This window comes from Pantoea sp. SGAir0175, from assembly GCF_043547855.1.
Map to the genome: position 1 here is coordinate 1,447,292 of NZ_CP028081.1, position 24,152 is coordinate 1,471,443.

General features: G+C 57.8%; 18 protein-coding genes. 13 read left to right on the forward strand and 5 right to left on the reverse strand.

Translation table 11 applies throughout. From position 1 onward, the window contains the following. The first annotated feature begins 1 nt into the window (after nt 1). The 10 genes from nuoF (at nt 2) to C1N56_RS06660 (ending at nt 12,207) form a co-directional block, all read left to right on the forward strand. Nucleotides 2-1,342 carry an NADH-quinone oxidoreductase subunit NuoF gene (nuoF, locus tag C1N56_RS06615; protein WP_031280037.1) on the forward strand — a complete coding sequence of 447 codons (1,341 nt, stop codon included), beginning with the start codon at nt 2-4 and terminating at the stop codon, nt 1,340-1,342. A 100-nt stretch (nt 1,343-1,442) separates the two neighbouring features. Further along, nucleotides 1,443-4,166 carry an NADH-quinone oxidoreductase subunit NuoG gene (gene nuoG, locus C1N56_RS06620; RefSeq protein ID WP_394517292.1) on the forward strand — a complete coding sequence of 908 codons (2,724 nt, stop codon included), beginning with the start codon at nt 1,443-1,445 and terminating at the stop codon, nt 4,164-4,166. Continuing rightward, complete coding sequence (gene nuoH, locus C1N56_RS06625; protein WP_021509219.1) at nt 4,163-5,140, forward strand: NADH-quinone oxidoreductase subunit NuoH; 978 nt, start codon at nt 4,163-4,165, stop codon at nt 5,138-5,140. The genes nuoG and nuoH overlap by 4 nt, the downstream gene beginning before the upstream one ends. Nucleotides 5,141-5,151: 11 nt before the next feature. After that, complete coding sequence (gene nuoI / locus C1N56_RS06630) at nt 5,152-5,694, forward strand: NADH-quinone oxidoreductase subunit NuoI (RefSeq protein ID WP_021509220.1); 543 nt, start codon at nt 5,152-5,154, stop codon at nt 5,692-5,694. A 10-nt stretch (nt 5,695-5,704) separates the two neighbouring features. Next, nucleotides 5,705-6,256, forward strand: coding sequence for an NADH-quinone oxidoreductase subunit J (nuoJ, locus tag C1N56_RS06635; RefSeq protein WP_021509221.1), 552 nt, complete (start codon nt 5,705-5,707; stop codon nt 6,254-6,256). Further along, nucleotides 6,253-6,555 carry an NADH-quinone oxidoreductase subunit NuoK gene (gene nuoK, locus C1N56_RS06640; protein ID WP_013509877.1) on the forward strand — a complete coding sequence of 101 codons (303 nt, stop codon included), beginning with the start codon at nt 6,253-6,255 and terminating at the stop codon, nt 6,553-6,555. The genes nuoJ and nuoK overlap by 4 nt, the downstream gene beginning before the upstream one ends. Next, nucleotides 6,552-8,387, forward strand: coding sequence for an NADH-quinone oxidoreductase subunit L (gene nuoL / locus C1N56_RS06645; RefSeq protein ID WP_058775806.1), 1,836 nt, complete (start codon nt 6,552-6,554; stop codon nt 8,385-8,387). The genes nuoK and nuoL overlap by 4 nt, the downstream gene beginning before the upstream one ends. Before the next feature lie 208 nt (nt 8,388-8,595). After that, nucleotides 8,596-10,116 (forward strand): NADH-quinone oxidoreductase subunit M, encoded by a 1,521-nt coding sequence (nuoM, locus tag C1N56_RS06650; RefSeq protein ID WP_031280038.1) that lies wholly within the window; start codon nt 8,596-8,598, stop codon nt 10,114-10,116. Between the two features lie 6 nt (nt 10,117-10,122). Beyond that, nucleotides 10,123-11,580, forward strand: coding sequence for an NADH-quinone oxidoreductase subunit NuoN (nuoN, locus tag C1N56_RS06655; protein WP_031280039.1), 1,458 nt, complete (start codon nt 10,123-10,125; stop codon nt 11,578-11,580). A 174-nt stretch (nt 11,581-11,754) separates the two neighbouring features. Then, nucleotides 11,755-12,207: a GNAT family N-acetyltransferase gene (locus tag C1N56_RS06660; RefSeq protein WP_021509225.1), complete on the forward strand. Its 453-nt coding sequence runs from the start codon at nt 11,755-11,757 to the stop codon at nt 12,205-12,207. Between the two features lie 28 nt (nt 12,208-12,235). On the opposite strand, the gene C1N56_RS06665 is transcribed toward C1N56_RS06660, so the two are convergent. Next, nucleotides 12,236-13,894 (reverse strand): glucan biosynthesis protein D, encoded by a 1,659-nt coding sequence (locus tag C1N56_RS06665; protein WP_031280040.1) that lies wholly within the window; start codon nt 13,892-13,894, stop codon nt 12,236-12,238. A gap of 288 nt (nt 13,895-14,182) precedes the next feature. Here C1N56_RS06665 and elaB point away from each other — a divergent pair, with 288 nt between their 5' ends. Beyond that, on the forward strand, nt 14,183-14,491 hold the full coding sequence (elaB, locus tag C1N56_RS06670; protein WP_021509227.1) for a stress response protein ElaB: 309 nt from the start codon (nt 14,183-14,185) through the stop codon (nt 14,489-14,491). Between the two features lie 153 nt (nt 14,492-14,644). Then, nucleotides 14,645-15,841 (forward strand): nicotinamide mononucleotide deamidase-related protein YfaY, encoded by a 1,197-nt coding sequence (locus C1N56_RS06675; RefSeq protein ID WP_394517293.1) that lies wholly within the window; start codon nt 14,645-14,647, stop codon nt 15,839-15,841. Between the two features lie 363 nt (nt 15,842-16,204). On the opposite strand, the gene yfaE is transcribed toward C1N56_RS06675, so the two are convergent. The 4 genes from yfaE to ubiG form a co-directional block, all read right to left on the reverse strand. Further along, a complete protein-coding gene (gene yfaE / locus C1N56_RS06680; protein ID WP_021509229.1) occupies nt 16,205-16,465 on the reverse strand; it encodes a class I ribonucleotide reductase maintenance protein YfaE in 261 nt (86 codons plus the stop codon). Nucleotides 16,466-16,467: 2 nt separating this feature from the next. Next, nucleotides 16,468-17,598, reverse strand: a complete 1,131-nt coding sequence (gene nrdB / locus C1N56_RS06685; RefSeq protein ID WP_021509230.1) for a class Ia ribonucleoside-diphosphate reductase subunit beta — start codon at nt 17,596-17,598, stop codon at nt 16,468-16,470. A 74-nt stretch (nt 17,599-17,672) separates the two neighbouring features. Further along, nucleotides 17,673-19,958: a class 1a ribonucleoside-diphosphate reductase subunit alpha gene (nrdA, locus tag C1N56_RS06690; RefSeq protein ID WP_021509231.1), complete on the reverse strand. Its 2,286-nt coding sequence runs from the start codon at nt 19,956-19,958 to the stop codon at nt 17,673-17,675. A 627-nt stretch (nt 19,959-20,585) separates the two neighbouring features. Beyond that, nucleotides 20,586-21,311, reverse strand: a complete 726-nt coding sequence (gene ubiG / locus C1N56_RS06695; RefSeq protein ID WP_021509232.1) for a bifunctional 2-polyprenyl-6-hydroxyphenol methylase/3-demethylubiquinol 3-O-methyltransferase UbiG — start codon at nt 21,309-21,311, stop codon at nt 20,586-20,588. Between the two features lie 176 nt (nt 21,312-21,487). On the opposite strand from ubiG, the gene gyrA reads away from it, so the two are divergent. Beyond that, nucleotides 21,488-24,127 carry a DNA topoisomerase (ATP-hydrolyzing) subunit A gene (gyrA, locus tag C1N56_RS06700; protein WP_021509233.1) on the forward strand — a complete coding sequence of 880 codons (2,640 nt, stop codon included), beginning with the start codon at nt 21,488-21,490 and terminating at the stop codon, nt 24,125-24,127. Nucleotides 24,128-24,152: the final 25 nt, after the last annotated feature.

Genomic DNA, 24,152 nt, shown 5'->3' on the forward strand with positions numbered 1-24,152 from the left:
CATTAAACAGATCATTCGTACTGCGGAAACCCATCCGCTGACCTGGCGTCTGCGTGACGACAAACAGCCGGTATGGTTCGATGAATACCGCAGTAAAAACGGCTACGTTGGTGCCGATAAAGCGCTGAAGGGCATGAGCCAGGACGAGATCGTCGCCGCGGTGAAGGACTCCGGTCTGAAAGGGCGCGGCGGTGCGGGCTTCAGCACCGGTCTGAAGTGGAGCCTGATGCCCAAAGATGAATCCATGAACATCCGTTACCTGCTGTGTAACGCTGATGAGATGGAACCAGGCACTTATAAAGACCGCCTGCTGATGGAGCAGTTGCCGCACCAGCTGGTGGAAGGCATGCTGATCAGTGCGTTTGCGCTGAAAGCCTACCGTGGCTACATCTTCCTGCGCGGTGAATACATCGAAGCCGCGGAAAATCTGCGTCGTGCCATCGCCGAAGCCACTGCCGCGGGCTATCTCGGTAAAAACATTCTTGGTACCGGCTTCGATTTCGAGCTGTTTGTTCACACCGGTGCGGGCCGCTATATCTGCGGCGAAGAGACCGCGCTGATCAACTCGCTGGAAGGGCGCCGCGCTAACCCGCGTTCCAAGCCGCCGTTCCCGGCCAGTGCTGGCGTCTGGGGCAAACCGACCTGCGTTAACAACGTTGAGACGCTGTCCAACGTCCCGGCGATCTTCCTGAATGGCGTGGAGTGGTACAAAAACATCTCCAGCAGCGAAGACACTGGCACCAAGATGATGGGCTTCTCCGGTCGGGTGAAAAATCCGGGCGTGTGGGAGCTGCCGTTTGGTACCACCGCGCGTGAAATCCTCGAGGATTATGCCGGCGGAATGCGCGATGGCCTGAAGTTCAAAGCCTGGCAGCCGGGCGGAGCCGGTACCGACTTTCTGACCGAGCAGCACCTCGACCTGCCGATGGAATTTGCCAGCATCGGCAAAGCCGGCAGCCGTCTGGGTACCGCGCTGGCGATGGCGGTCGACCACGAAATCAATATGGTGTCGCTGGTACGCAACCTCGAAGAGTTCTTTGCGCGCGAGTCGTGCGGCTGGTGTACGCCGTGCCGTGACGGTCTGCCGTGGAGCGTGAAGATCCTGCGTGCGCTGGAGCAGAAAAAAGGCCAGCCGGGGGATATCGAAACCCTGCTGCAACTGTGCCGCCAGCTCGGTCCGGGCAAGACGTTCTGCGCCCACGCACCGGGTGCCGTTGAGCCACTGCAGAGCGCGATTAAATATTTCCGTGATGAGTTTGAAGCTGGCATTGCGCCGCAGGTGTTTGGCAATACCCGCGCCATTGGCGGGATTCAGCCTAACCTGCTGAAAGCGCGCTGGTAAGCCGCCGTCGTGCACGGAATCGCCCGGGCCTGAGGCTGCGGGGCAGGAATTAGATGTTTAACGCTCGTCTGCGGACGAGCCTTACGGAAGCATGTTCACTATGGCTACAATCCATGTAGACGGTAAAGAATATGATGTGAACGGAGCGGACAACCTGCTGCAGGCGTGTCTGTCTCTGGGCCTTGATATTCCTTATTTTTGCTGGCATCCGGCGCTGGGAAGCGTGGGAGCCTGCCGCCAGTGCGCGGTGAAGCAATTCCAGAATGCCGAAGATACCCGTGGTCGCCTCGTCATGTCCTGCATGACGCCTGCGTCTGACGGCACCTTTATCTCCATCGACGATGGCGAAGCGAAAGAGTTTCGTGAAAGCGTGGTGGAGTGGCTGATGACCAACCACCCGCACGACTGTCCGGTGTGCGAAGAGGGCGGTAACTGTCACCTGCAGGATATGACGGTAATGACGGGACACAGCTTCCGTCGCTACCGTTTTACCAAGCGTACCCATCAGAATCAGGATCTCGGGCCGTTTATCTCGCATGAGATGAACCGCTGTATCGCCTGTTACCGCTGCGTGCGCTACTACAAAGATTACGCCGATGGCAAAGATCTCGGCGTGTACGGCGCGCATGACAACGTCTACTTTGGCCGTCCGGAAGATGGCACGCTGGAGAGCGAATTCTCCGGTAACCTGGTAGAAATCTGCCCGACCGGCGTGTTCACCGATAAAACCCACTCTGAACGCTATAACCGTAAGTGGGATATGCAGTTTGCGCCGAGCATCTGCCAGCAGTGCAGCGTGGGTTGTAACACCAGCCCGGGCGAGCGCTATGGCGAGCTGCGTCGCATCGAAAACCGCTACAACGGATCGGTGAACCACTACTTCCTGTGCGACCGTGGCCGTTTCGGCTATGGCTACGTAAACCGTAAAGATCGTCCGCGTCATCCGGAACAGCTGCGTGGCAGCGACCGGATCACGCTGAACGCAGAACAGGCGGTTAATGCCGCCGCGGATATCCTGCGTCAGGCGAAGAAGGTGATCGGTATCGGTTCGCCACGCGCCAGTATCGAAAGCAACTTCGCGCTGCGCGAACTGGTGGGCGCAGAAAACTTCTCAACCGGTATGCCGGCAGTTGAGCAGGCGCGGGTTGAGCTGATGCTGAAAGTGTTGCAGCAGGGCGGCATCTACACGCCATCGCTGCGTGAAATTGAAAGCTATGACGCCGTGCTGGTGCTGGGTGAAGACCTGACTCAGGTCGGTGCCCGCGTGGCGCTGTCGGTGCGTCAGGCCGTTAAAGGCAAAGCTCGCGAAATGGCCGCCGCTCAGAAAGTTGCGGACTGGCAGATCGCCGCCATCCTCAACATTGGTCAGCACGCCAAACATCCGCTGTTTGTCACTAACGTTGATGAAACCCGTCTCGATGATATTGCCGCGTGGAGCTATCGCGCACCGGTGGAAGATCAGGCACGCCTGGGCTTCGCCATCGCGCACGCGCTGGATGACAGCGCACCGGCGGTTAGCGACTTTGACAGCAGCCTGAACGGCAAGCTGGACGTGGTGGTACAGGCGCTGGCCGGCGCGAAAAAACCGCTGATCATTTCCGGTACCCACTCGGGCAGCACGGCAATGATTGAAGCGGCAGCCAACGTGGCTAAAGCGCTGAAAGCGCGCGGTGCCGACGTCGGTATCACCTTCCTCGCCGGCGCGGCCAACAGCTTTGGTCTCGGCCTGATGGGCGGCCAGTCGCTGGACAGCGCGCTGGAGCAGCTGGATAAAGGCGAAGCGGAAGCGCTGGTGGTGCTGGAGAACGATCTCTACCGTCACGCGCCGAAAGCCACCGTCGATGCGGCACTGCACAACACCGCGCACGTGATTGTGGTTGACCATCAACGTACCGCCACGCTGGAGAAAGCCGGTCTGGTGCTCTCCACCGCCAGCTTTGCCGAGAGCGACGGCACCTCCATCAACCATGAAGGTCGCGCCCAGCGCTTCTTCCAGGTTTACGATCCGGCCTATTACGACGATAGCGTGGTGATGCTGGAGAGCTGGCGCTGGCTGCATTCGCTGCACAGCGCTGTAGAGAGCCGCCAGATTGACTGGACGCAGCTCGATCACGTGATTGATGCCGCGATTGTGGCGCTGCCGCAGCTGAAAGGGATTAAGGACGCGGCGCCGGACGCCAGCTTCCGCATCCGTGGTCAGAAACTGGCGCGTTCACCGCATCGTGCCAGTGGCCGTACCGCCGCGCGCGCCAACATCAGCGTGCACGAACCGCGTCAGCCGCAGGATAAAGACACTATGTTTGCCTTCTCCATGGAAGGTAACAACCAGCCGTCGGCACCGCGTTCGCAGATTCCTTTTGCCTGGGCACCAGGCTGGAACTCACCGCAGGCGTGGAACAAGTTCCAGGCGGAAGTGGGCGGTAAACTGCGTCATGGCGATCCGGGCGTGCGTCTGTTTGAAGCCAGCGAAAGTGCACTGGACTGGTTCAGCCAGGTTCCGGCACGCTTCGTGGGCGGCAGTCAGTATCGCGTGGCACCTTACTATCAGCTGTTTGGTAGTGAAGAGATGACTCAGCGTTCGCCAACCTTCCAGAAACGCATGGCAGCGGCCACGCTGGTGATCAACCCGGCAGATGCTGAGAAGCTGGGCGTTAATAACGGTGCGTCCGTGGAGCTGGTTTGCGCCGGTGAAACGCTGCGTCTGCCGGTGCGCTTCTCTGCGGCACTGCAGGCGGGGCAGGTGGGTCTGCCGCTCGGCATGCCGGGTGTACCGCCGTTCCTCGCGGGTGCGCAAATTGACAAACTGCAGGAGGCAGCGCAATGAGCTGGCTGACACCGGACGTTATTGACATCATCCTGCAGGTGGTGAAAGCCATTGTGATCCTGTTGGTGGTGGTGGCCTGTGGTGCCTTCATGAGCTTTGCCGAGCGTCGTCTGCTCGGCCTGTGGCAGAACCGTTATGGACCGAACCGCGTAGGCTGGGGCGGCTCGCTGCAGCTGGCAGCGGACATGATCAAAATGTTCTTTAAAGAGGACTGGGTTCCGCCGTTTACCGATCGCTTCATCTTTACCCTGGCACCGGTCATCGCCTTCGTTTCGCTGCTGCTGGCGTTTGCGATTGTGCCGGTTTCGCCGAGCTGGATGGTCACCGATCTGAACATCGGTCTGCTGTTCTTCCTGATGATGGCGGGTCTGGCGGTATACGCCGTACTGTTCGCGGGCTGGTCGAGTAACAACAAATACTCGCTGCTCGGTGCAATGCGTGCCTCCGCGCAGACCCTGAGCTACGAAGTTTTCCTCGGCCTGTCACTGATGGGCGTGGTGGCGCAGGCGGGTTCCTTTAACCTGAACGCCATCGTTGAGAGCCAGACGCACCTGTGGAACATCATCCCGCAGTTCTTTGGCTTCGTGACCTTCTGTATTGCCGGTGTCGCGGTATGCCACCGTCATCCGTTTGACCAGCCGGAAGCGGAGCAGGAACTGGCCGACGGTTACCACATCGAATATGCCGGGATGAAGTTCGGCCTGTTCTTTGTCGGTGAGTACGTGGCCATTACTACCGTATCGGCGCTGATCGTCACCCTGTTCTTCGGTGGCTGGCACGGTCCGTTCCTGCCGCCGTTCATCTGGTTCGCCCTGAAAACGGCGTTCTTTATGGTGATGTTTATCCTGATTCGTGCTGCGCTGCCGCGTCCACGCTATGACCAGGTGCTGTCGTTCGGCTGGAAAGTATGTCTGCCGTTGACGTTATTGAACCTGCTGGCCACTGCCGCAGTGATTCTGTACAACGCGCAGTAAGGGGTTTTGAGATGACTTTAAAAGATATTGTCGTTGGCTTCGGCACGACAGTGCGCAGTATCTGGATGATTGGCATGCATGCCTTCGCCAAGCGCGAAACCCAGATGTATCCGGAAGAGCCGGTTTATCTGCCGCCGCGCTACCGTGGCCGTATCGTGCTGACGCGCGATCCGGACGGCGAAGAGCGCTGCGTGGCCTGTAACCTGTGCGCCGTTGCCTGCCCGGTCGGCTGTATTTCGCTGCAGAAAGCGGAGATGCAGGATGGCCGCTGGTATCCGGAATTTTTCCGCATCAACTTCTCGCGCTGCATCTTCTGTGGTTTATGTGAAGAAGCGTGCCCGACCACCGCGATTCAGCTGACGCCGGACTTCGAACTCGGTGAGTTCAAGCGTCAGGATCTGGTGTATGAGAAGGAAGACCTGCTGATTTCCGGCCCGGGTAAATATCCGGAGTACAACTTCTACCGCATGGCAGGTATGGCGATCGACGGTAAAGACAAAGGCGACGCGGAAAACGAAGCCAAACCGATCGACGTTAAAGGCTTATTACCTTAAGGAGCCAGGTATGGAATTTGCGTTTTATCTTTGCGGACTGGTGGCGGTGCTGACGACATTGCGCGTCATCACCCACACCAATCCGGTACATGCGCTGCTGTACCTGATTGTTTCGCTGCTGTCGATTGCCGGCGTGTTCTTCTCCATGGGTGCCTATTTTGCCGGTGCGCTGGAGATCATCGTCTATGCCGGTGCCATCATGGTGCTGTTTGTGTTCGTGGTGATGATGCTCAACCTGGGTAAAACCCAGCAGGATCAGGAGCGCGAATGGCTGAAGCCGTCGCTGTGGATCGGTCCGGGCATTGTCTCGCTGCTGCTGCTGGTGGTGATGATCTACGCCATCCTGACCGCAACCGACCAGGGTATTGATGGCACCGTCATCGATGCCAAAGCGGTGGGCATCAGTCTGTTTGGCCCGTATGTTCTGGCGGTTGAGCTGGCGTCAATGCTGCTGCTGGCCGGTCTGGTGGTGGCGTTCCATATCGGACGTGAAGATCGTCAGGGCGAAGTGCTGAGCAACCGCGTGTCAGACGCGGCGGCCAATAAGGAGGAGCACGCATGATCCCGTTACAACACGGCCTGATTCTGGCTGCTGTGCTGTTTGTTCTCGGCCTGACCTCGCTGGTACTGCGCCGCAACCTGCTGTTTATGCTGATCGGTCTGGAGATCATGATCAACGCCGCGGCGCTGGCGCTGGTGGTGGCAGGCAGCTACTGGGGACAAGCCGACGGCCAGGTGATGTACATCCTGGCAATCAGCCTCGCGGCGGCGGAAGCCAGTATTGGTCTGGCGCTGCTGCTCCAGCTCTATCGTCGTCGTCAGACGCTGAACATTGACACAGTGAGCGAGATGCGCGGATGAATCTTCTCTATTTAACCGTATTATTTCCGCTGATTGGCTTCCTGCTATTAGCGTTTTCCCGTGGTCGCTGGTCGGAGAACCTGTCGGCTGCGGTGGGGATGGGTTCAGTGGGCCTTGCGGCGCTGACCACCGTATTTGTGGGTGTGGACTTCTTCAGTCACGGCCAGCAGCCATTTACCCAGGCGCTGTGGACCTGGATGCACGTGGGTAACTTTGACATCAAAGTGAACCTGGTGCTGGACGGTCTGTCGCTGACCATGCTGTCGGTGGTTACCGGCGTCGGCTTTTTCATCCACATGTTCGCTTCCTGGTACATGCGCGGTGAAGAGGGCTATTCACGCTTCTTCGCCTACACCAACCTGTTCATCGCGAGCATGGTGGTGCTGGTGCTGGCCGATAACCTGATGCTGATGTACCTTGGCTGGGAAGGGGTAGGGCTGTGTTCCTACCTGCTGATTGGCTTCTACTACAGCAATCCGGAAAACGGCAAAGCGGCGATGAAAGCCTTCATCATCACCCGTGTCGGTGACGTGTTCCTCGCCTTTGCGTTGTTCATTCTCTACAACGAGCTGGGTACGCTGAACTTCCGCGAGCTGATGGAGCTGGCCCCGGCGCACTTCGCGGCGGACAACCACATGCTGCAGTGGGCGACGCTGATGCTGCTGGGCGGTGCCGTGGGTAAATCGGCTCAGCTGCCGCTGCAGACGTGGCTGGCCGATGCGATGGCCGGTCCGACGCCGGTCTCCGCGCTGATCCACGCTGCCACCATGGTAACCGCAGGCGTCTATCTGATTGCCCGCACCCACGGTCTGTTCCTGCTGACGCCGGAAGTGCTGCATCTGGTGGGTATCGTTGGTGCGATTACGCTGGTGCTGGCGGGCTTCGCCGCGCTGGTGCAGACCGACATCAAACGCGTGCTGGCTTACTCCACCATGAGTCAGATCGGCTACATGTTCCTGGCGCTGGGCGTACAGGCGTGGGACGCCGCGATTTTCCACCTGATGACCCATGCGTTCTTCAAGGCGCTGCTGTTCCTCTCTTCCGGTTCCGTGATTCTGGCCTGTCATCACGAGCAGAACATTTTCAAAATGGGCGGTCTGCGTAAGAGCATCCCGCTGGTGTATGTCTGCTTCCTGGTGGGCGGTGCCGCGCTGGCCGCGCTGCCGCTGATTACCGCCGGCTTCTACAGTAAGGACGAGATTCTGTTCGGTGCGCTGGCTAACGGTCACATCAATCTGATGGTCGCCGGTCTGGTGGGTGCATTCCTTACCTCAATCTACACCTTCCGCATGATCTTCATCGTGTTCCACGGCGAAGAGAAAATTCATGCGCATGCCGGTAAAGGCATTACGCATCATCTGCCGCTGATTGTGCTGCTGGTACTCTCGACCTTCGTTGGCGCGCTGATTACGCCTCCGCTGGCGGGCGTGCTGCCACAGAACGAGTTTGGTGAAACCGGCAAAGTGGCGCTGGAAATCACCTCGGGTGCCGTGGCGATTATCGGAATCCTGATTGCCGCCGCGCTGTGGCTGGGCAAACGTCAGCTGGTCACCCGCATCGCCAACAGCGCGCCGGGCCGTTTCTTCGGCACCTGGTGGTTTGCGGCCTGGGGCTTCGACTGGCTGTACGACAAGGTATTTGTTAAACCGTACCTTGGCATTGCCTGGCTGCTGCAGCGCGATCCGCTCAATTCACTGATGAACCTGCCGGCGCTGCTGTCGCGCATCGGTAATAAAGGTCTGGTGGTGAGTGAGAACGGCTATCTGCGCTGGTATATCGCGTCGATGAGCGTCGGTGCCGTGGTGGTGCTGGCGCTGATGCTGGTGATTTAACGATTGATGAGCGGGGCGCGCGATGGTTTAGCGCCCCACGTAAGAATGTTCAAAATTGTCTGATGCACGGGTGAGATCAACGCAGTCAGTTTGGTGTTCGTCAGCGCAGCAACCGGCGCGTAGTAATACGTGAACGTTGCCCGCGCGGGCGAGGCGAAACAGGCGCGTCCGATAGCCTGAACGAAGACGAAAATAGGGAATGTACGCCGTGTTATTACCTTGGCTAATAATTATACCCTTTGTTGGGGGCTTGCTTTGCTGGCTGGCTGAGCGCCTTGGCGCGAAGGTGCCGCGCTGGATTGCCCTGATCACCATGGGGCTGACGCTGGCGCTGGGCCTGCAGCTGTGGCTGCAGGGCGGCTATTCGCTGACGCAGGCTGCGGGCCTGCCGCAGTGGCAGTCGACTTTCCTGGTGTCGTGGATCCCACGCTTTGGCATTAATTTCCATCTGGCGCTGGATGGCCTGTCGCTGCTGATGGTGGTGCTGACCGGCCTGCTGGGTCTGATGGCGGTTCTCTGCTCGTGGAATGAAATCGAAAAGTATCAGGGCTTCTTCCACCTCAACCTGATGTGGATTCTCGGCGGCGTGATCGGCGTGTTCCTCGCCATCGACATGTTCCTGTTCTTCTTCTTCTGGGAAATGATGCTGGTGCCGATGTACTTCCTCATCGCGCTCTGGGGTCACAAAGCGTCTGACGGGAAAACCCGTATCAGCGCGGCAACCAAATTCTTCATCTATACCCAGGCGTCAGGTCTGGTGATGCTGATTGCCATTCTGGCGCTGGTGTTTGTGCACTACAACGCCACTGGCGTCTGGACGTTCAGCTATGAAGAGCTGCTGAAAACGCCAATGTCACACACCGTTGAGTATCTGCTGATGCTCGGCTTCTTCATCGCCTTTGCGGTGAAAATGCCGGTGGTGCCGCTGCACGGCTGGCTGCCGGATGCCCACAGCCAGGCACCGACCGCTGGTTCGGTTGACCTTGCCGGTATCCTGCTGAAAACTGCGGCTTACGGCCTGCTGCGTTTTAGCCTGCCGCTGTTCCCGAATGCGTCGGCGGAGTTCGCGCCGATCGCCATGTGGCTCGGCATCATCGGTATCTTCTACGGCGCGTGGATGGCGTTCTCGCAGACCGATATCAAACGCCTGATCGCCTACACCTCGATTTCGCACATGGGCTTCGTGCTGATTGCCATCTACACCGGCAGCCAGCTGGCGTTCCAGGGCGCGGTGGTGCAGATGATTGCGCACGGCCTGTCGGCCGCGGCGCTGTTCATCCTGTGCGGTCAGCTGTATGAGCGTCTGCATACCCGTGACATGCGCCAGATGGGCGGCCTGTGGTCGCGCATCAAGTGGATTCCGGGCCTGTCGCTGTTCTTTGCCGTGGCCAACCTCGGTATGCCGGGCACCGGTAACTTTGTGGGTGAGTTCATGATTCTGACCGGCAGCTATCAGGTGGTGCCGTTGATTATCGTGATTGCCACCTTCGGCCTGGTATTTGCCTCGGTGTACTCGCTGATCATGATGCAGCGCGCTTACTACGGCGAAGCCAAATCAAAAGAGCCGCTGGCTGGAATGTCGCCGCGCGAATTCCTGACCATCGGTGTACTGGTCGTGCTGCTGGTGCTGCTGGGCGTTTATCCGCAGCCAATCCTCGACACGTCCCATGCTGCGATGAGCAATATTCAGCAGTGGTTTACCGCTTCAATTTCAACTACAAGGCCGTAATTCGCCATGACAATAACTCCTCAACAATTGATCGCGTTGCTACCGCTGTTAATCGTCGGATTGACGGTGGTGGTTGTGATGCTGTCCATTGCGTGGCGACGCAACCACTTTGTTAATGCCACGCTGACGGTCATCGGTCTTAACCTCGCGCTGCTGTCGCTGTGGTTTGTGGGCCACGTGGGCGCCATGGATGTCACGCCGCTGCTGCGCGTGGATGGCTACTCGATGTTCTATACCGCGCTGGTGATGCTGGCGAGTCTGGCAACCTGCACCTTTGCTTATCCGTGGCTGGCCGGTTTCCCGGACAACAAAGATGAGTTCTATCTGCTGGTGCTGATTGCGGCGCTGGGCGGGATCGTGCTGGCCAGCGCCAACCATCTGGCGGCGCTGTTCATCGGTATCGAACTGCTGTCGCTGCCGCTGTTTGGTCTCATCGGCTACGCCTTCCGTCAGAAGCGCTCGCTGGAAGCGGCGCTGAAGTACATGATTCTGTCGGCTGCGGCCTCCTCGTTCCTGATCTTCGGTATTGCGCTGGTCTACGCCGATTCCGGCAGCCTGAGCTTTGTGCAGCTCGGCAAGAGTCTGAATGACAGCATGATTCAGCAGCCGCTGCTGCTGGTCGGGCTGGGCATGATGATCATCGGTCTTGGCTTTAAGCTGTCGCTGGTGCCGTTCCATCTGTGGACGCCAGACGTTTATCAGGGCGCGCCGGCTCCGGTCTCGACCTTCCTCGCCACCGCCAGCAAAATCGCTATCTTTGCGGTCATCATGCGTCTGTTCATGTACGCACCGGTAACCGACAGTGAAGCGGTGCGCACCGTGCTGGGTGTGATTGCCTTCGTCTCGATTCTGTTCGGTAACCTGATGGCGATTTCGCAGAGCAACATCAAGCGTCTGCTCGGCTATTCATCTATCGCGCATCTTGGCTATCTGCTGGTGGCGCTGATTGCGGTGAAAACCCATCAGCTGTCACTGGAAACCGCCGGTGTCTATCTGGCCGGTTACCTGTTCAGCAGCCTCGGCGCCTTCGGTGTGGTCAGCCTGATGTCGAGCCCGTACCGTGGTCCGGATGCGGATACGCTTTACTCGTATCGTGGTCTGTTCTGGCATCGTCCGATTCTCTCCGCCGTGATGACGGTGATGATGCTGTCGCTGGCCGGTATCCCAATGACGCTGGGCTTTATCGGTAAGTTTTACGTCATCGCGTCCGGTGTTAACGCGCATCTGTGGTGGCTGACCGCGGCGGTTGTCGCCGGTAGCGCCATTGGTCTGTATTACTACCTGCGCGTTACGGTGAGCCTGTACCTCAGCCCGCCGGAACTGCACACTCGTGATACTCCAGCCAACTGGGCGTTCACCGCCGGTGGTGTGGTGGTGCTGATCTCCGCCATCCTCGTGTTGCTGCTCGGTGTTTATCCGCAGCCGCTCATCACGCTGGTGCAGCTGGCTCAGCCGCTGATGTAAACAGTGCGTCATCTTCATAATCAGGCCTGCGGGCCTGATTTTTTTGCCTTCAATTTGAGAGTTTGATCACATTGCTTCGCGTGTCCGCCCCTGTTACGTGCTGCCCACTGCGTTTAGCGCATGCGCTGTGATAGGCTGTGAAGATCACTTTTTTCGCTCAGACAAGGAAGCACGATGGATATGCAATGGCTTGATTGCCACCACAGTGAACTGACCGCGCAGCAGCTGTATACCGTGCTGGCGCTGCGCAATCAGGTGTTTATCGTCGAACAGGCCTGTCCGTATCAGGATATAGATGGCCAGGATTTGACGGCTGATAATCGCCATCTGCTGGGCTTTCTTGATGGCAAACTGCTGGCCTATGCGCGTCTGCTGACGCCCGCGCTGGCTTCCTCGCCGGTGACCATTGGTCGGGTGATTGTGTCGGAAGAGGCGCGCGGCCTGAAACTGGGCTATCGGCTGATGGAGCAGGCGCTGAACAGCTGCGAACAGCACTGGCCGCAGCGGGCGGTATATCTGTCCGCGCAGGCGCATCTGGAAGGCTTTTATGGTCGCCTGGGCTTCCGGGCGGTCACGGACGTTTATCTGGAAGATAATATTCCGCACGTCGGCATGCAGAAAAACTAACGGCGAGGTGTTGGCCTCGCCGTGCAGGTTAGCCCGGCGTCATCTGCCGGTCGTCGGTGTACTTGCGCTGATCGGGCGGTGGCGGGAAGTACTGATACAGCCAGGTTTCGCTCAGCGTCTCATCTTTGGTGCGCAGGAACAGGCGCATATCCACCGGTTTGGTTGAGTCGCTGTTCGGATACCAGTCAAACAGGATACGGTACCCTTTCAGCGGTTCGACGTAGAGAATCTCCACCTGTTTGAAGGTGCCGGACGACACGGTGATTACCGGTTCGATGCCTTTCGGCGCGGCCGCCTGCAGGTCGCCGCCAATGAAATCGATAGCAAAGCGGCGGCACCACTGGTCCGGGAAGTGTTCGCCCGGTGCCCAGCCTTCCGGGAAGCCACCAATACCGGTGCGCGTGGCATCAACGCGGGCCAGACCACTGCGTACCGGCGGCAGCTGGCTCCAGTAGAGTTTGTACTGGAAATTAAATTCGCTGCCAGCTTTGACCGGCTCGGCCGGCTGCCAGAAGCAAACGATGTTATCCAGCGTTTCCCCGGTCGTCGGGATCTCCATCAGGTTGATGGCGCCTTTACCCCATTTACCGATCGGCTCCACCCACAGGCTGGGGCGTTTGTCATACCAGCCAATCACATCCTGATAATCTTTGAAATCATGATTCAGCTGCAGCAGACCGAAGCCGCGCGGGTTTTCATCCTGATAGGCATTGAACTGCAGGCGCTGTGGGTTATTCAGCGGACGGGCAATCCACTCGCCGCTACCGCTCCACATTGCCAGTCGATCGGAGTCATGAATCTGCGGATGATAGGTATTGCACATGCGGCGCTCGTTGGTACCGCAGCTGAACATGCTGGTCATTGGCGCAATACCGAGCTGACGAATCTCGTTGCGCGCAAACAGGTGGTTTTCCACCTCCATCACTACGCGTTTTTCTTCGCAGTGGATGGTGAACTTGTAGGCACCGGTGACGCTGGCCCCGTCCAGCAGTGCATACACCACAAAGGTGGTGTCTTCAGCTTTGGGTGTTTCGAACCAGAAGGCAGTGAAGTCGGGAAACTCTTCCTGGCCATTGCTGAAGGTGTTAACCGCGACGCCACGGGCTGACAGGCCATATTGGTAGGTTTCATCTACCGCGCGGAAGTAGCTGGCACCGAGGAAAGAAACGATGTCGCGTCGCGCCAGCTCCGGCTTTTTAAAGGCGCGGAAACCGGCAAAGCCCAGGTCGGTTTTACCCACCAACTGCTGGGTATCCACGTTGGCGTTGTGATAATTAAACAGTTCCGGACGGAAGTGGATTTCCCGCGCCTCGCGGCTGGCGGCGTCCACGGAGAACATGCGAATGCGGCGCTTAAAGCCCATGCCAACGTGGAAGAACTGCACATCCAGCTCGCGGTCGGCGATGTTGTTCCACAGTGAGTGGTTAGCGTCGTACTGAATTTCGTTATACGCCTGCGGTGTCAGATTGGCCAGGGTCGCGGGCAGGGGGCCGGGCGCGCCGCCCCAGGGCTGTTTGGCCAGCGCCGCGGCTTTCTTTTTCAGCACATCGAAATCGAAGCGCACGGCGGTTCCGTCGGCGATGCCATCATCGGCCCAGGCGGACTGCGCAAACAGCGAGGAGAGCCCGGTCATGCCGCTAACGGCAGAGAGGGCCATGGACGCTTTCATAAATTTTCTACGATTCATGCCGGAAATCTTTTCCTTAGCTGCTCGGGTGTATTGAGGCTGTCGCAAGACATTTAGCGTCAGGCTACAGGGGGTTACGACAGTGGCGAAAATAAAAAATTCAGTCCGCTGAAAATTTATCAGATTAATCAAATAAACGAAGCACAATTCCGCGTGCAACGCCCCGGATGACATAACTTTGCGTTCAGCGCGGCAAAAAGCGTAGTGAGCGGATGACGGCGCGGCGCAAAAACGCAATTTATGACTATAGTTAATCGACACCGCATTTAAACATGGAGGATTGTGAACATGTCATCTACCGATCAATTTGAAACCCGTCTTGATGACGATCTGGCGCTGCTGACGGAAACGCTGGAAGAAGTGCTGCGCTCCTCGGGCGATCCGGCGGACCAGAAATATATCGAACTGAAGCAGAAAGCCGAGCAGGCGCTGGAAGACGTGAAGAATCGCGTGAGCCAGGCGTCCGACAGCTATTACTATCGTGCCAAACAGGCAGCGTATCGTGCCGACGATTACGTGCATGAAAAACCGTGGCAGGGCATTGGTATCGGTGCGGCTGCCGGTCTGTTTGTTGGCCTGCTGCTGGCGCGCCGTTAATCCCCGTGGGCGCGATGTCCGTCGCGCCCGATTCCTGCTTTGCCGCTGTTTCCTTTCCGCATCGCGATTAACCCGCTATTTCGCACCGGCGGCGATTGTGTTTCGCCTGCGCGCTCCCTACAGTGAAAGCCACAGGGATAAGGAGAAGAGATCGTGATACGTGTCGAAATGCTCTCAACGGGCGATGAAGTGTTACATGGGCAGATTGTCGATACCAACGCCGCGTGGCTGGCCGATATGCTGTTTCAGCACGGCCTGCCGATGACCAGTCGCAGCACGGTCGGCGATGCAATGAGCTCGCTGGTTGAAGCGCTACAGAGCCGCAGTCAGATTGCCGACGTGCTGATCGTGAACGGCGGTCTCGGGCCGACCAGCGACGATCTCAGCGCGCAGGCAGCGGCCACCGCCAGCGGCAGCGAACTGGTGCTGCAACAGGCGTGGCTGGAGAAGATGGAAGCCTGGTTTGCCAGCCGCGGGCGGCTCATGGCACCCAGTAATCGCAAGCAGGCGGAGATTCCGGCCAATGCCGAGTTGATCGATAACCCGGTCGGCACCGCCTGTGGGTTTGCCCTGCAGCTTAATCGCTGCTGGATTTTCTTTACGCCCGGCGTGCCGTCAGAATTCAAAGTGATGGTTGAGCAGCAGATTATTCCGCGTCTTAAGGCGCGTTTTACGTTGCCAGAACCCCCGCTGTGCCTGCGTCTGACCACCTTTGGCCGCGGCGAGAGCGATATCGCCGCCGAGCTTGAACCGCTGCCGCTGCCGGAAGGCGTGGTGATGGGCTACCGTTCGTCGATGCCCATCATTGAGATTAAACTGACCGGCCCGGCCAGCCAGCGCGTGGCGATGGAGCAGGTGTGGCAGCAGGTTAAGTTACTGCTGGCCGAGTGCACCATTTTTGAAGGCTTTGAAGGATTGCCGGCCGTGCTGGCGCGGGAACTGTACGATCGCGGCTTCCGCCTTGCTCTGAGCGAACAATACACGGCCGGGTTGCTGCACTGGCAGCTGGCCGCCGCGCAGGTGCCGCTTAGCGCCGCTGAGCTGCTGCCGGCACGTGAGGAGTCGCTGGAAGCGCAGGTTACGCGCACGCGTCAGTTAGCCGCTCAGCAGGGTACAGTGCTGGCCTTGTCGGTTGGCGATCTGCAGGAAGGGGAAGTGTCGATTGCGCTGCACACACCGGAAGCCAGCTGGGGCCAGCGGGTGAAATTTACCCACGGGCGACACAATCTGGAAACCCGGCAGAAAGTGGTAGCGATGATGGCGATGAATATGCTGCGCCGCTGGCTGCACGGCAGTGAAGTCAGTACCGGTCACGGCTGGATTGATGTCCTGGAGACGGTGAAGAGCTAACCCGATTGTGCTGGCGGTCATCATCAGCAAGGTCAGAGGGGAAGTTGAGCACGCCCGGAACGGCAAAACCCGCTCCCTGCGGGCCTCGACACGCGGCATCCTTGCCGCGTGACGTCCGGCTTAGCTCAACATCCCCTCTTCCCGTTAGCATTGGTGTCGCTGTAGGGTGACGTTCTGTTACCGCAATGAAGAAGCCTGATAGGGCGTGGGGGAGGTTGCCGCTTGCAGCAGCCTCCGCGCCAGGACGGCGCGGCGGCAGGCTCCAGGGATGGATTTACGCCGGTGCAGCAAGCGGCAACCTCTCTGACGACCTGTATGGATGTTGCAGCATTAAAGGACTTTTGGGTTTGGTGTAGCGGCAGGTTACAGCTCGATCTCAATCTCCCCTCTGGCCTTACAACAGCAGGGCAGAATCTCGCCCTGCTGAATAAACGCCAGTGGGGTTTCCGCATAATCCACTTCGCCTTTCAGCAGACGCATGCGGCAGGAGCCGCAGTAGCCTTCGCGACACTGAAACTCGACGCACACATTATGTGCTTCCAGCGTCGTCAGCAGATTAGGGTGTTCGTCTGCGCACTCCAGCCGGGAGCCGGAGCTGCGCAGGATTACCACGGAACGGCTCATGCTTACAACTGGAAATCGTTGAAGTCGTCTTCGCCTACTTCGGAGTCGATCTGACCCACCAGATAGGAGCTCACTTCAACTTCCTGCGGCGCCACCTGCACGTTATCTGACACCAGCCACGAGTTAATCCATGGAATCGGGTTAGAACGCGTCTGGAACGGCAGATCAAGGCCCACCGCCTGCATGCGGATATTGGTGATGTACTCAATGTACTGGCACAGAATGTCCTTGTTCAGACCAATCATTGAGCCGCCGCTGAACAGATACTCAGCCCACTCTTTTTCCTGCTCGGCCGCTTTCTTAAACAGGTCGAAGCACTCGTCGCGGCACTCAGCGGCGATCTCTTTCATTTCAGGATCGTCTTCACCGGTACGCATCAGATTCAGCATATGCTGAGTGCCGGTCAGGTGCAGCGCTTCGTCACGGGCGATCAGACGAATAATCTTGGCATTGCCTTCCATCAGTTCGCGCTCGGCGAAGGCGAAGGAGCAGGCAAAGCTGACGTAGAAGCGAATCGCTTCCAGAGCATTAACGCTCATCAGGCAGATATACAGCTGCTTCTTCAGCGCACGCAGATTCACGGTCACGCTCTTGCCCGCCACCTGATGCGTGCCTTCACCCAGCAGATGCCAGTAGTTAGTCATCTCGATCAGATCATCGTAATACTTCGAGATATCCTGCGCGCGCGCCAGAATCTGCTCGTTAGTCACGATGTCATCAAACACCAGTGACGGATCGTTGACGATATTACGGATGATGTGGGTGTACGAGCGTGAGTGGATGGTCTCGGAGAACGCCCAGGTTTCTACCCAGGTTTCCAGCTCGGGAATCGAGATCAGCGGCAGCAGCGCCACGTTCGGGCTGCGGCCCTGAATGGAATCCAGCAGCGTCTGATACTTCAGGTTACTGATAAAGATGTGCTTCTCGTGCTCCGGCAGCGCCTGATAGTCGATTCGATCGCGCGAGACGTCAACCTCTTCCGGACGCCAGAAGAAAGAGAGCTGCTTTTCGATCAGCTTTTCAAAGATGTCGTATTTCTGCTGGTCGAAACGGGCAACGTTCACTGACTGGCCGAAGAACATCGGCTCTTTCAGCTGGTCATTTTTGTTCTGTGAGAAAGTAGTGTAAGCCATGACTAAGTCCAAAAGTGAAACGGGCCAGCCGCTGCTGGCCCAGACACGATAAGGCGCCCGCAGGCGCCTTTCGATCAAATTTTACAGGCGCCGCTTTCGCAGCCATCGTCCTGAATAGACGGCGCCAGATCGTCCTGCGCATCCTCGGCACCGTCACGGGTGTTTTGGTAGTACAGGGTCTTCACGCCAAATTTGTATGCGGTCAGCAGATCTTTCAGCAGCTGTTTCATCGGCACTTTGCCATTGGCGAAACGGCCTGGATCGTAGTTGGTGTTCGATGAAATCGCCTGATCGATAAACTTCTGCATCACGCCCACCAGCTGCAGATAGCCATCGTTTGATGGCATCTCCCACAGCAGTTCGTACTGATCTTTCAGACGCTCATACTCCGGTACCACCTGGCGCAGAATCCCGTCTTTCGACGCTTTGATACTGATGTGACCGCGCGGCGGCTCGATACCGTTGGTGGCGTTCGAAATCTGCGAAGAGGTCTCAGACGGCATCAGTGCAGACAGTGTAGAGTTGCGCAGGCCGTGGGTTTTAATCGACTCACGCAGCGCTTCCCAGTCAAGGTGCAGCGGCTCATTGCATACGCTGTCGAGATCCTTTTTGTAGGTATCGATCGGCAGAATGCCCTGCGAATAAGTGGTCTCTTTAAACCACGGGCAGGCACCTTGCTCTTTCGCCAGCTCGTTGGAGGCTTTCAGCAGCCAGTACTGAATGGCTTCAAAGGTTTTGTGCGTCAGGTTGTTGGCGCTGCCGTCGGAGTAGCGCACACCGTGTTTCGCCAGGTAATAGGCGTAGTTGATCACGCCAATACCCAGGGTACGACGGCCCATCGCACCGCGTTTTGCCGCCGGAATCGGGTAGTCCTGGTAATCGAGCAGGGCATCCAGCGCGCGTACTGCCAGCGTCGCCAGCTCTTCCAGATCGTCCAGGCTTTCAATCGCGCCGAGGTTAAAGGCGGACAGGGTGCACAGCGCGATCTCGCCGCTTTCGTCGTTGACGTCTTCCAGCGGTTTGGTCGGCAGCGCAATTTCCAGGCACAGGTTAGACTGACGCACTGGCGCAATGGCCGGATCGAACGGGCTGTGGGTGTTGCAGTGGTCAACGTTCTGCACGTAGATACGGCCGGTTGAAGCACGTTCCTGCATCATCAGCGAGAACAGGTCGACGGCTTTCACGCGCTGCTTGCGAATGCTGTCGTCCTTCTCATATTTGGTATACAGACGCTCAAACTCATCCTGATCGGCGAAGAACGCGTCATACAGGCCTGGCACGTCGGACGGGCTGAACAGAGTGATGTCTTCGCCTTTCAGCAGGCGGGTGTACATCAGCTTGTTGATCTGCACGCCGTAATCCATATGACGTACGCGGTTGCCTTCGACGCCGCGGTTGTTTTTCAACACCAGCAGGCTTTCCACTTCCAGATGCCACATCGGGTAGAACAGCGTTGCCGCACCGCCGCGCACGCCGCCCTGCGAGCAGGATTTCACCGCCGTCTGGAAGTGCTTATAGAACGGGATACAGCCGGTGTGGAACGCTTCACCACCGCGGATCGGGCTGCCGAGCGCACGAATGCGACCCGCGTTGATACCGATGCCGGCACGCTGTGACACATATTTCACAATAGCGCTGGAGGTGGCGTTAATGGAATCCAGGCTGTCGCCGCATTCGATCAGTACGCAGGAGCTGAACTGACGGGTCGGAGTGCGCACGCCGGACATGATAGGTGTAGGCAGCGAGATCTTGAACGTGGAGATCGCATCGTAGAAACGCTTGATGTAATCCATGCGCGTATCGCGCGGATAGCCGGAGAACAGGCAGGCGGCGACCAGAATATACAGGAACTGGGCGCTCTCGTAGATTTCACCGCTGACGCGGTTCTGCACCAGATATTTGCCTTCCAGCTGCTTCACTGCCGCGTAGGAGAAGTTCATGTCGCGCCAGTGGTCGATGAAGCCGTCCATCTGCTCGAACTCTTCGGTGCTGTAGTCTTCCAGCAGATGGCGATCGTATTTACCCATCTCGACCATTTTTACTACCTGGTCGTACAGCTTCGGTGGCTCAAACTGACCGTACGCTTTTTTACGCAGGTGGAAGATCGCCAGACGCGCGGCCAGGTACTGGTAATCAGGCGCGTCACGGGAGATCAAATCGGCAGCCGCTTTGATGATGGTCTCGTGAATGTCCGAGGTTTTGATGCCATCGTAAAACTGGATGTGCGAACGCAACTCAACCTGCGAGACGGAGACATTGTTCAGCCCTTCAGCTGCCCAGTCCAGCACCCGGTGAATCTTATCGAGGTCGATGCGCTCCTGGCGGCCATCGCGTTTCGTAACGAGCAGACTTTGGTTCATGTCGCGTGTTTACCTGTCCATGAAATACAAAATTATCCCCCGTCTATTCACAGGCGGCTCATTGTGAGTAAGCCTGTGGATAAACACTATATATAGGGGGTGCGGAAAGTTTGAACAACAATATGGTGAGTATTCTAGTCAGCAATCGGATCATCACAAGAGTTGATTTTCACAAAATTTTACGCCCTGGGGGGTGGCGAAAATCCTGGATCCCCACGCCACAAGGCCTGCACCTGGTGTCAACGGATAACAGGTTTTTTTTCAATTTTTGATCGAGCGCGTGTTTATTGCTCAACCGCTGCGATTCGGGAAATTTCCCAGGCGAAAAAAGCCCGCGCCGCTCCGTCAGCAGCGAACTTATCTGCGTTTGCTTATGAATTTTTTATGACCTTTTCACCTTACAAAAAGCGCATCGCAGCGTCTAAAAGGAAATTGATCTGGATAGGGCCAGCGCGTGATAAAACGGGTGCGGTCGGAAGTGAAAGGAGGACTGGCAGTTTGTAGAGCGTTATGCCGTTCAGTTGGGTAAATTGCTGGTCGTAGATTCCATAGCGGCGCGATTTTTCGCGTAATACATCGCGCCGCTACCACAGCGCTGCCCACGGGCAGGCAGGCGAAACAGGTCGTTTACGCCTGACGGTGGGTGTGCACCATATAATTGACGTCCACCCCGCGGCCAAGGCGGAACTGGTTAGTCAGCGGATTGTAGTGCAGGCCAGTCATATTGCGTTCACGCAGGGCGGTCTCATCCACCCAGTTCAGCAGCTCGGCGGGACGAATGAATTTTTTCACGTCATGGGTACCGCGCGGCACCATGCGCAGCACGTATTCAGCACCAAACACCGCCAGCAGCCAGGCTTTGGGGTTACGGTTGATGGTGGAGAAGAACACCTCGCCGCCCGGTTTCACCAGCTGCGCGCAGGCCAGCACCACGGAACGCGGATCCGGCACGTGTTCCAGCATCTCCATACAGGTCACCACGTCGTACTGACCGGCATGGCTGGCCGCATGCGCTTCAACCGTCTGCTGCACGTAATTGACGCTCACGCCGCTCTCCAGCGCGTGCAGACGCGCGATCTCCAGCGGCTCGGCGCCCATATCCAGGCCGGTGACTTCCGCCCCTTCACGCGCCATGCTCTCGGCGAGAATGCCGCCGCCGCAGCCGACATCCAGCACTTTCTTACCGAACAGCCCATGGCTGTGCTGGGCAATCCAGCCAAGACGCAGGGGATTAATGCGGTGCAACGGCTTAAACTCACCCTCTAAATCCCACCAGCGTGATGCAACCGCCTCAAACTTAGCAATTTCGGCGTGGTCGACGTTCTGGCGGCTTTCCTGCGGTTGTTCATTCATTGAATCATGACTCCTGACAAAATATGCCACCAGTATAAACGCATAAACCCTGCGAGGCATCTCTCAGCGCAAAGGAAAAGCGCCACAAAACCCTGCTTTACGTTCACCGCACGCAAGCGATGTGATATACTTTCGCACCTTTAAAATCCGGGATTATGTAGAGGGATAGCGGCTCCATGAGCGACCTTGCGAGAGAAATTACACCGGTCAATATCGAAGAAGAGTTGAAAAACTCCTACCTCGATTACGCCATGTCGGTCATCGTTGGCCGAGCCTTACCCGATGTACGTGATGGCCTGAAGCCGGTGCATCGCCGTGTGCTTTTTGCCATGAGCGAACTGGGTAACGACTGGAACAAACCCTATAAAAAATCTGCCCGTGTGGTCGGTGACGTTATCGGTAAATATCACCCACACGGTGACTCCGCCGTGTACGAAAGTATCGTGCGCATGGCCCAGCCGTTCTCCCTGCGCTACATGCTGGTCGACGGTCAGGGTAACTTCGGTTCGGTCGACGGCGACTCCGCCGCAGCGATGCGTTATACCGAAGTGCGCATGGCGAAGATCTCCTCTGAACTGCTGGCTGACCTGGAAAAAGAGACGGTCGACTTTGTGCCGAACTATGACGGCACCGAGCAGATCCCAGAAGTCCTGCCGACCAAAATTCCTAACCTGCTGATCAACGGCTCCTCCGGTATTGCCGTCGGCATGGCGACCAACATTCCGCCTCACAACCTGACGGAAGTGATCAACGGCTGCCTGGCGTTCATCGAAGATGAAAACATCAGCGTCGAAGGGCTGATGGAGCACATTACCGGGCCGGATTTCCCGACCGCCGCCTTTATCAACGGTCGTCGTGGCATTGAAGAAGCCTACCGCACCGGGCGTGGTAAAATTTACATCCGCGCGCGCGGCGAGATCGAAACCGACGCCAAAACCGGTCGTGAAACCATCATCGTCAATGAAATCCCGTATCAGGTGAACAAAGCGCGCCTGATCGAGAAAATTGCCGAGCTGGTGAAAGAGAAGCGCGTTGAGGGCATCAGCGGCCTGCGTGACGAATCTGACAAAGACGGCATGCGTATCGTCATTGAAGTGAAACGCGATGCGGTCGGCGAAGTGGTGCTCAACAACCTCTACTCGCTGACGCAGCTGCAGGTCTCTTTCGGCATCAACATGGTTGCCCTGCATCAGGGCCAGCCGAAGATCATGACGCTGAAGGAGATCATTGAAGCCTTCGTTCGCCACCGCCGTGAAGTGGTGACGCGTCGTACCATCTTCGAACTGCGTAAAGCGCGCGATCGTGCGCACATCCTTGAAGGTCTGGCAATTGCGCTGGCCAACATCGATCCGATTATCGAGCTGATTCGTCGGGCTCCGACGCCAGCCGAAGCGAAAAGCGGCCTGCTGGCGCAGTCGTGGGATCTCGGCAACGTCGCCGCCATGCTGGAACGTGCCGGTGACGACGCCGCGCGTCCGGAGTGGCTGGAAGCGGAGTTTGGTATTCGCGATGGTCGCTACTACCTGACTGAGCAGCAGGCACAGGCCATTCTTGATCTGCGTCTGCAGAAACTGACCGGCCTTGAGCATGAAAAACTGCTCGACGAGTACAAAGAGCTGCTGGACCAGATCGCCGAACTGATTCACATCCTGCAGAGCGCCGAGCGCCTGATGGAAGTGATCCGTGAAGAGCTGGTGGCGATGCGCGATCAGTTTGGCGATGCGCGCCGTACGGAAATCACCGCTAACAGCGCTGACATCAACATCGAAGACCTGATCAACCAGGAAGATGTGGTGGTCACCCTGTCGCATCAGGGCTACGTCAAGTACCAGCCGCTGTCAGACTATGAAGCCCAGCGTCGCGGCGGTAAGGGCAAATCGGCGGCGCGCATTAAAGAAGAAGACTTTATCGATCGTCTGCTGGTGGCCAACACCCACGACACCATTCTGTGCTTCTCCAGCCGTGGCCGCCTCTACTGGATGAAGGTCTATCAGCTGCCGGAAGCCAGCCGTGGCGCGCGCGGTCGTCCAATCGTCAACCTGCTGCCGCTGGAAGCCAACGAGCGTATCACCGCGATTCTGCCAGTGCGCGAATACACCGAAGGCTTCAACATCTTCATGGCGACCGCAGACGGTACTGTGAAGAAAACGGCGCTGCAGGAGTTCAGCCGTCCGCGTAGTGCCGGCATCATTGCCATCAACCTGCGTGAAGACGATGAGCTGATTGGCGTGGCGCTGACCAACGGTAACGACGAAGCGATGCTGTTCTCTGCCGCCGGTAAAGTGGTGCGCTTCGCGGAGAGCGCGGTGCGCGCCATGGGCCGTTCGGCTTCGGGCGTACGCGGCATCAGGCTGGCCGAAGGCGACAAAGTGGTGTCGCTGATTGTGCCACGTGAAGAGGGCGCGATTCTCACCGTAACGCAGAACGGCTACGGCAAGCGTACTGCCAACAGCGAGTATCCGACCAAATCGCGCGCCACGCAGGGCGTGATCTCGATTAAAGTCACCGAGCGTAACGGGCCAGTGGTTGGCGCGGTACAGGTGGTGGATAGCGATCAGATCATGATGATCACCGATGCCGGTACGCTGGTGCGTACCCGCGTGTCGGAAGTCAGCGTGGTGGGCCGTAATACGCAGGGCGTGATCCTGATTCGTACCGCAGAAGATGAAAACGTGGTCGGCCTGCAGCGCGTCGCTGAACCGGTGGAAGAGGAAGAACTCGACGCCATCGACGGCAGCGTGGCAGAAGGCGAAGACGATATCGCGCCGGAAGTCGACAGCGACGACGACGCACCGGAAACAGACGACGAAGAGTAACCGTTCGTTGTCTGTCACAAGCGGC

Excerpts from the sequence above, each read along its gene's own strand:
- elaB (WP_021509227.1), top strand. The coding sequence starts at position 14,183 with ATGTCATCTACCGATCAATTTGAAACCCGTCTTGATGACGATCTGGCG.
- nuoL (WP_058775806.1), top strand. The coding sequence starts at position 6,552 with ATGAATCTTCTCTATTTAACCGTATTATTTCCGCTGATTGGCTTCCTG.
- C1N56_RS06665 (WP_031280040.1), bottom strand. The coding sequence starts at position 13,894 with ATGAATCGTAGAAAATTTATGAAAGCGTCCATGGCCCTCTCTGCCGTT.
- nrdB (WP_021509230.1), bottom strand. The coding sequence starts at position 17,598 with ATGGCTTACACTACTTTCTCACAGAACAAAAATGACCAGCTGAAAGAG.
- nuoG (WP_394517292.1), top strand. The coding sequence starts at position 1,443 with ATGGCTACAATCCATGTAGACGGTAAAGAATATGATGTGAACGGAGCG.
- yfaE (WP_021509229.1), bottom strand. The coding sequence starts at position 16,465 with ATGAGCCGTTCCGTGGTAATCCTGCGCAGCTCCGGCTCCCGGCTGGAG.
- nuoK (WP_013509877.1), top strand. The coding sequence starts at position 6,253 with ATGATCCCGTTACAACACGGCCTGATTCTGGCTGCTGTGCTGTTTGTT.
- nuoH (WP_021509219.1), top strand. The coding sequence starts at position 4,163 with ATGAGCTGGCTGACACCGGACGTTATTGACATCATCCTGCAGGTGGTG.
- nrdA (WP_021509231.1), bottom strand. The coding sequence starts at position 19,958 with ATGAACCAAAGTCTGCTCGTTACGAAACGCGATGGCCGCCAGGAGCGC.
- nuoN (WP_031280039.1), top strand. The coding sequence starts at position 10,123 with ATGACAATAACTCCTCAACAATTGATCGCGTTGCTACCGCTGTTAATC.
- C1N56_RS06660 (WP_021509225.1), top strand. The coding sequence starts at position 11,755 with ATGGATATGCAATGGCTTGATTGCCACCACAGTGAACTGACCGCGCAG.
- nuoI (WP_021509220.1), top strand. The coding sequence starts at position 5,152 with ATGACTTTAAAAGATATTGTCGTTGGCTTCGGCACGACAGTGCGCAGT.
- gyrA (WP_021509233.1), top strand. The coding sequence starts at position 21,488 with ATGAGCGACCTTGCGAGAGAAATTACACCGGTCAATATCGAAGAAGAG.
- nuoJ (WP_021509221.1), top strand. The coding sequence starts at position 5,705 with ATGGAATTTGCGTTTTATCTTTGCGGACTGGTGGCGGTGCTGACGACA.
- ubiG (WP_021509232.1), bottom strand. The coding sequence starts at position 21,311 with ATGAATGAACAACCGCAGGAAAGCCGCCAGAACGTCGACCACGCCGAA.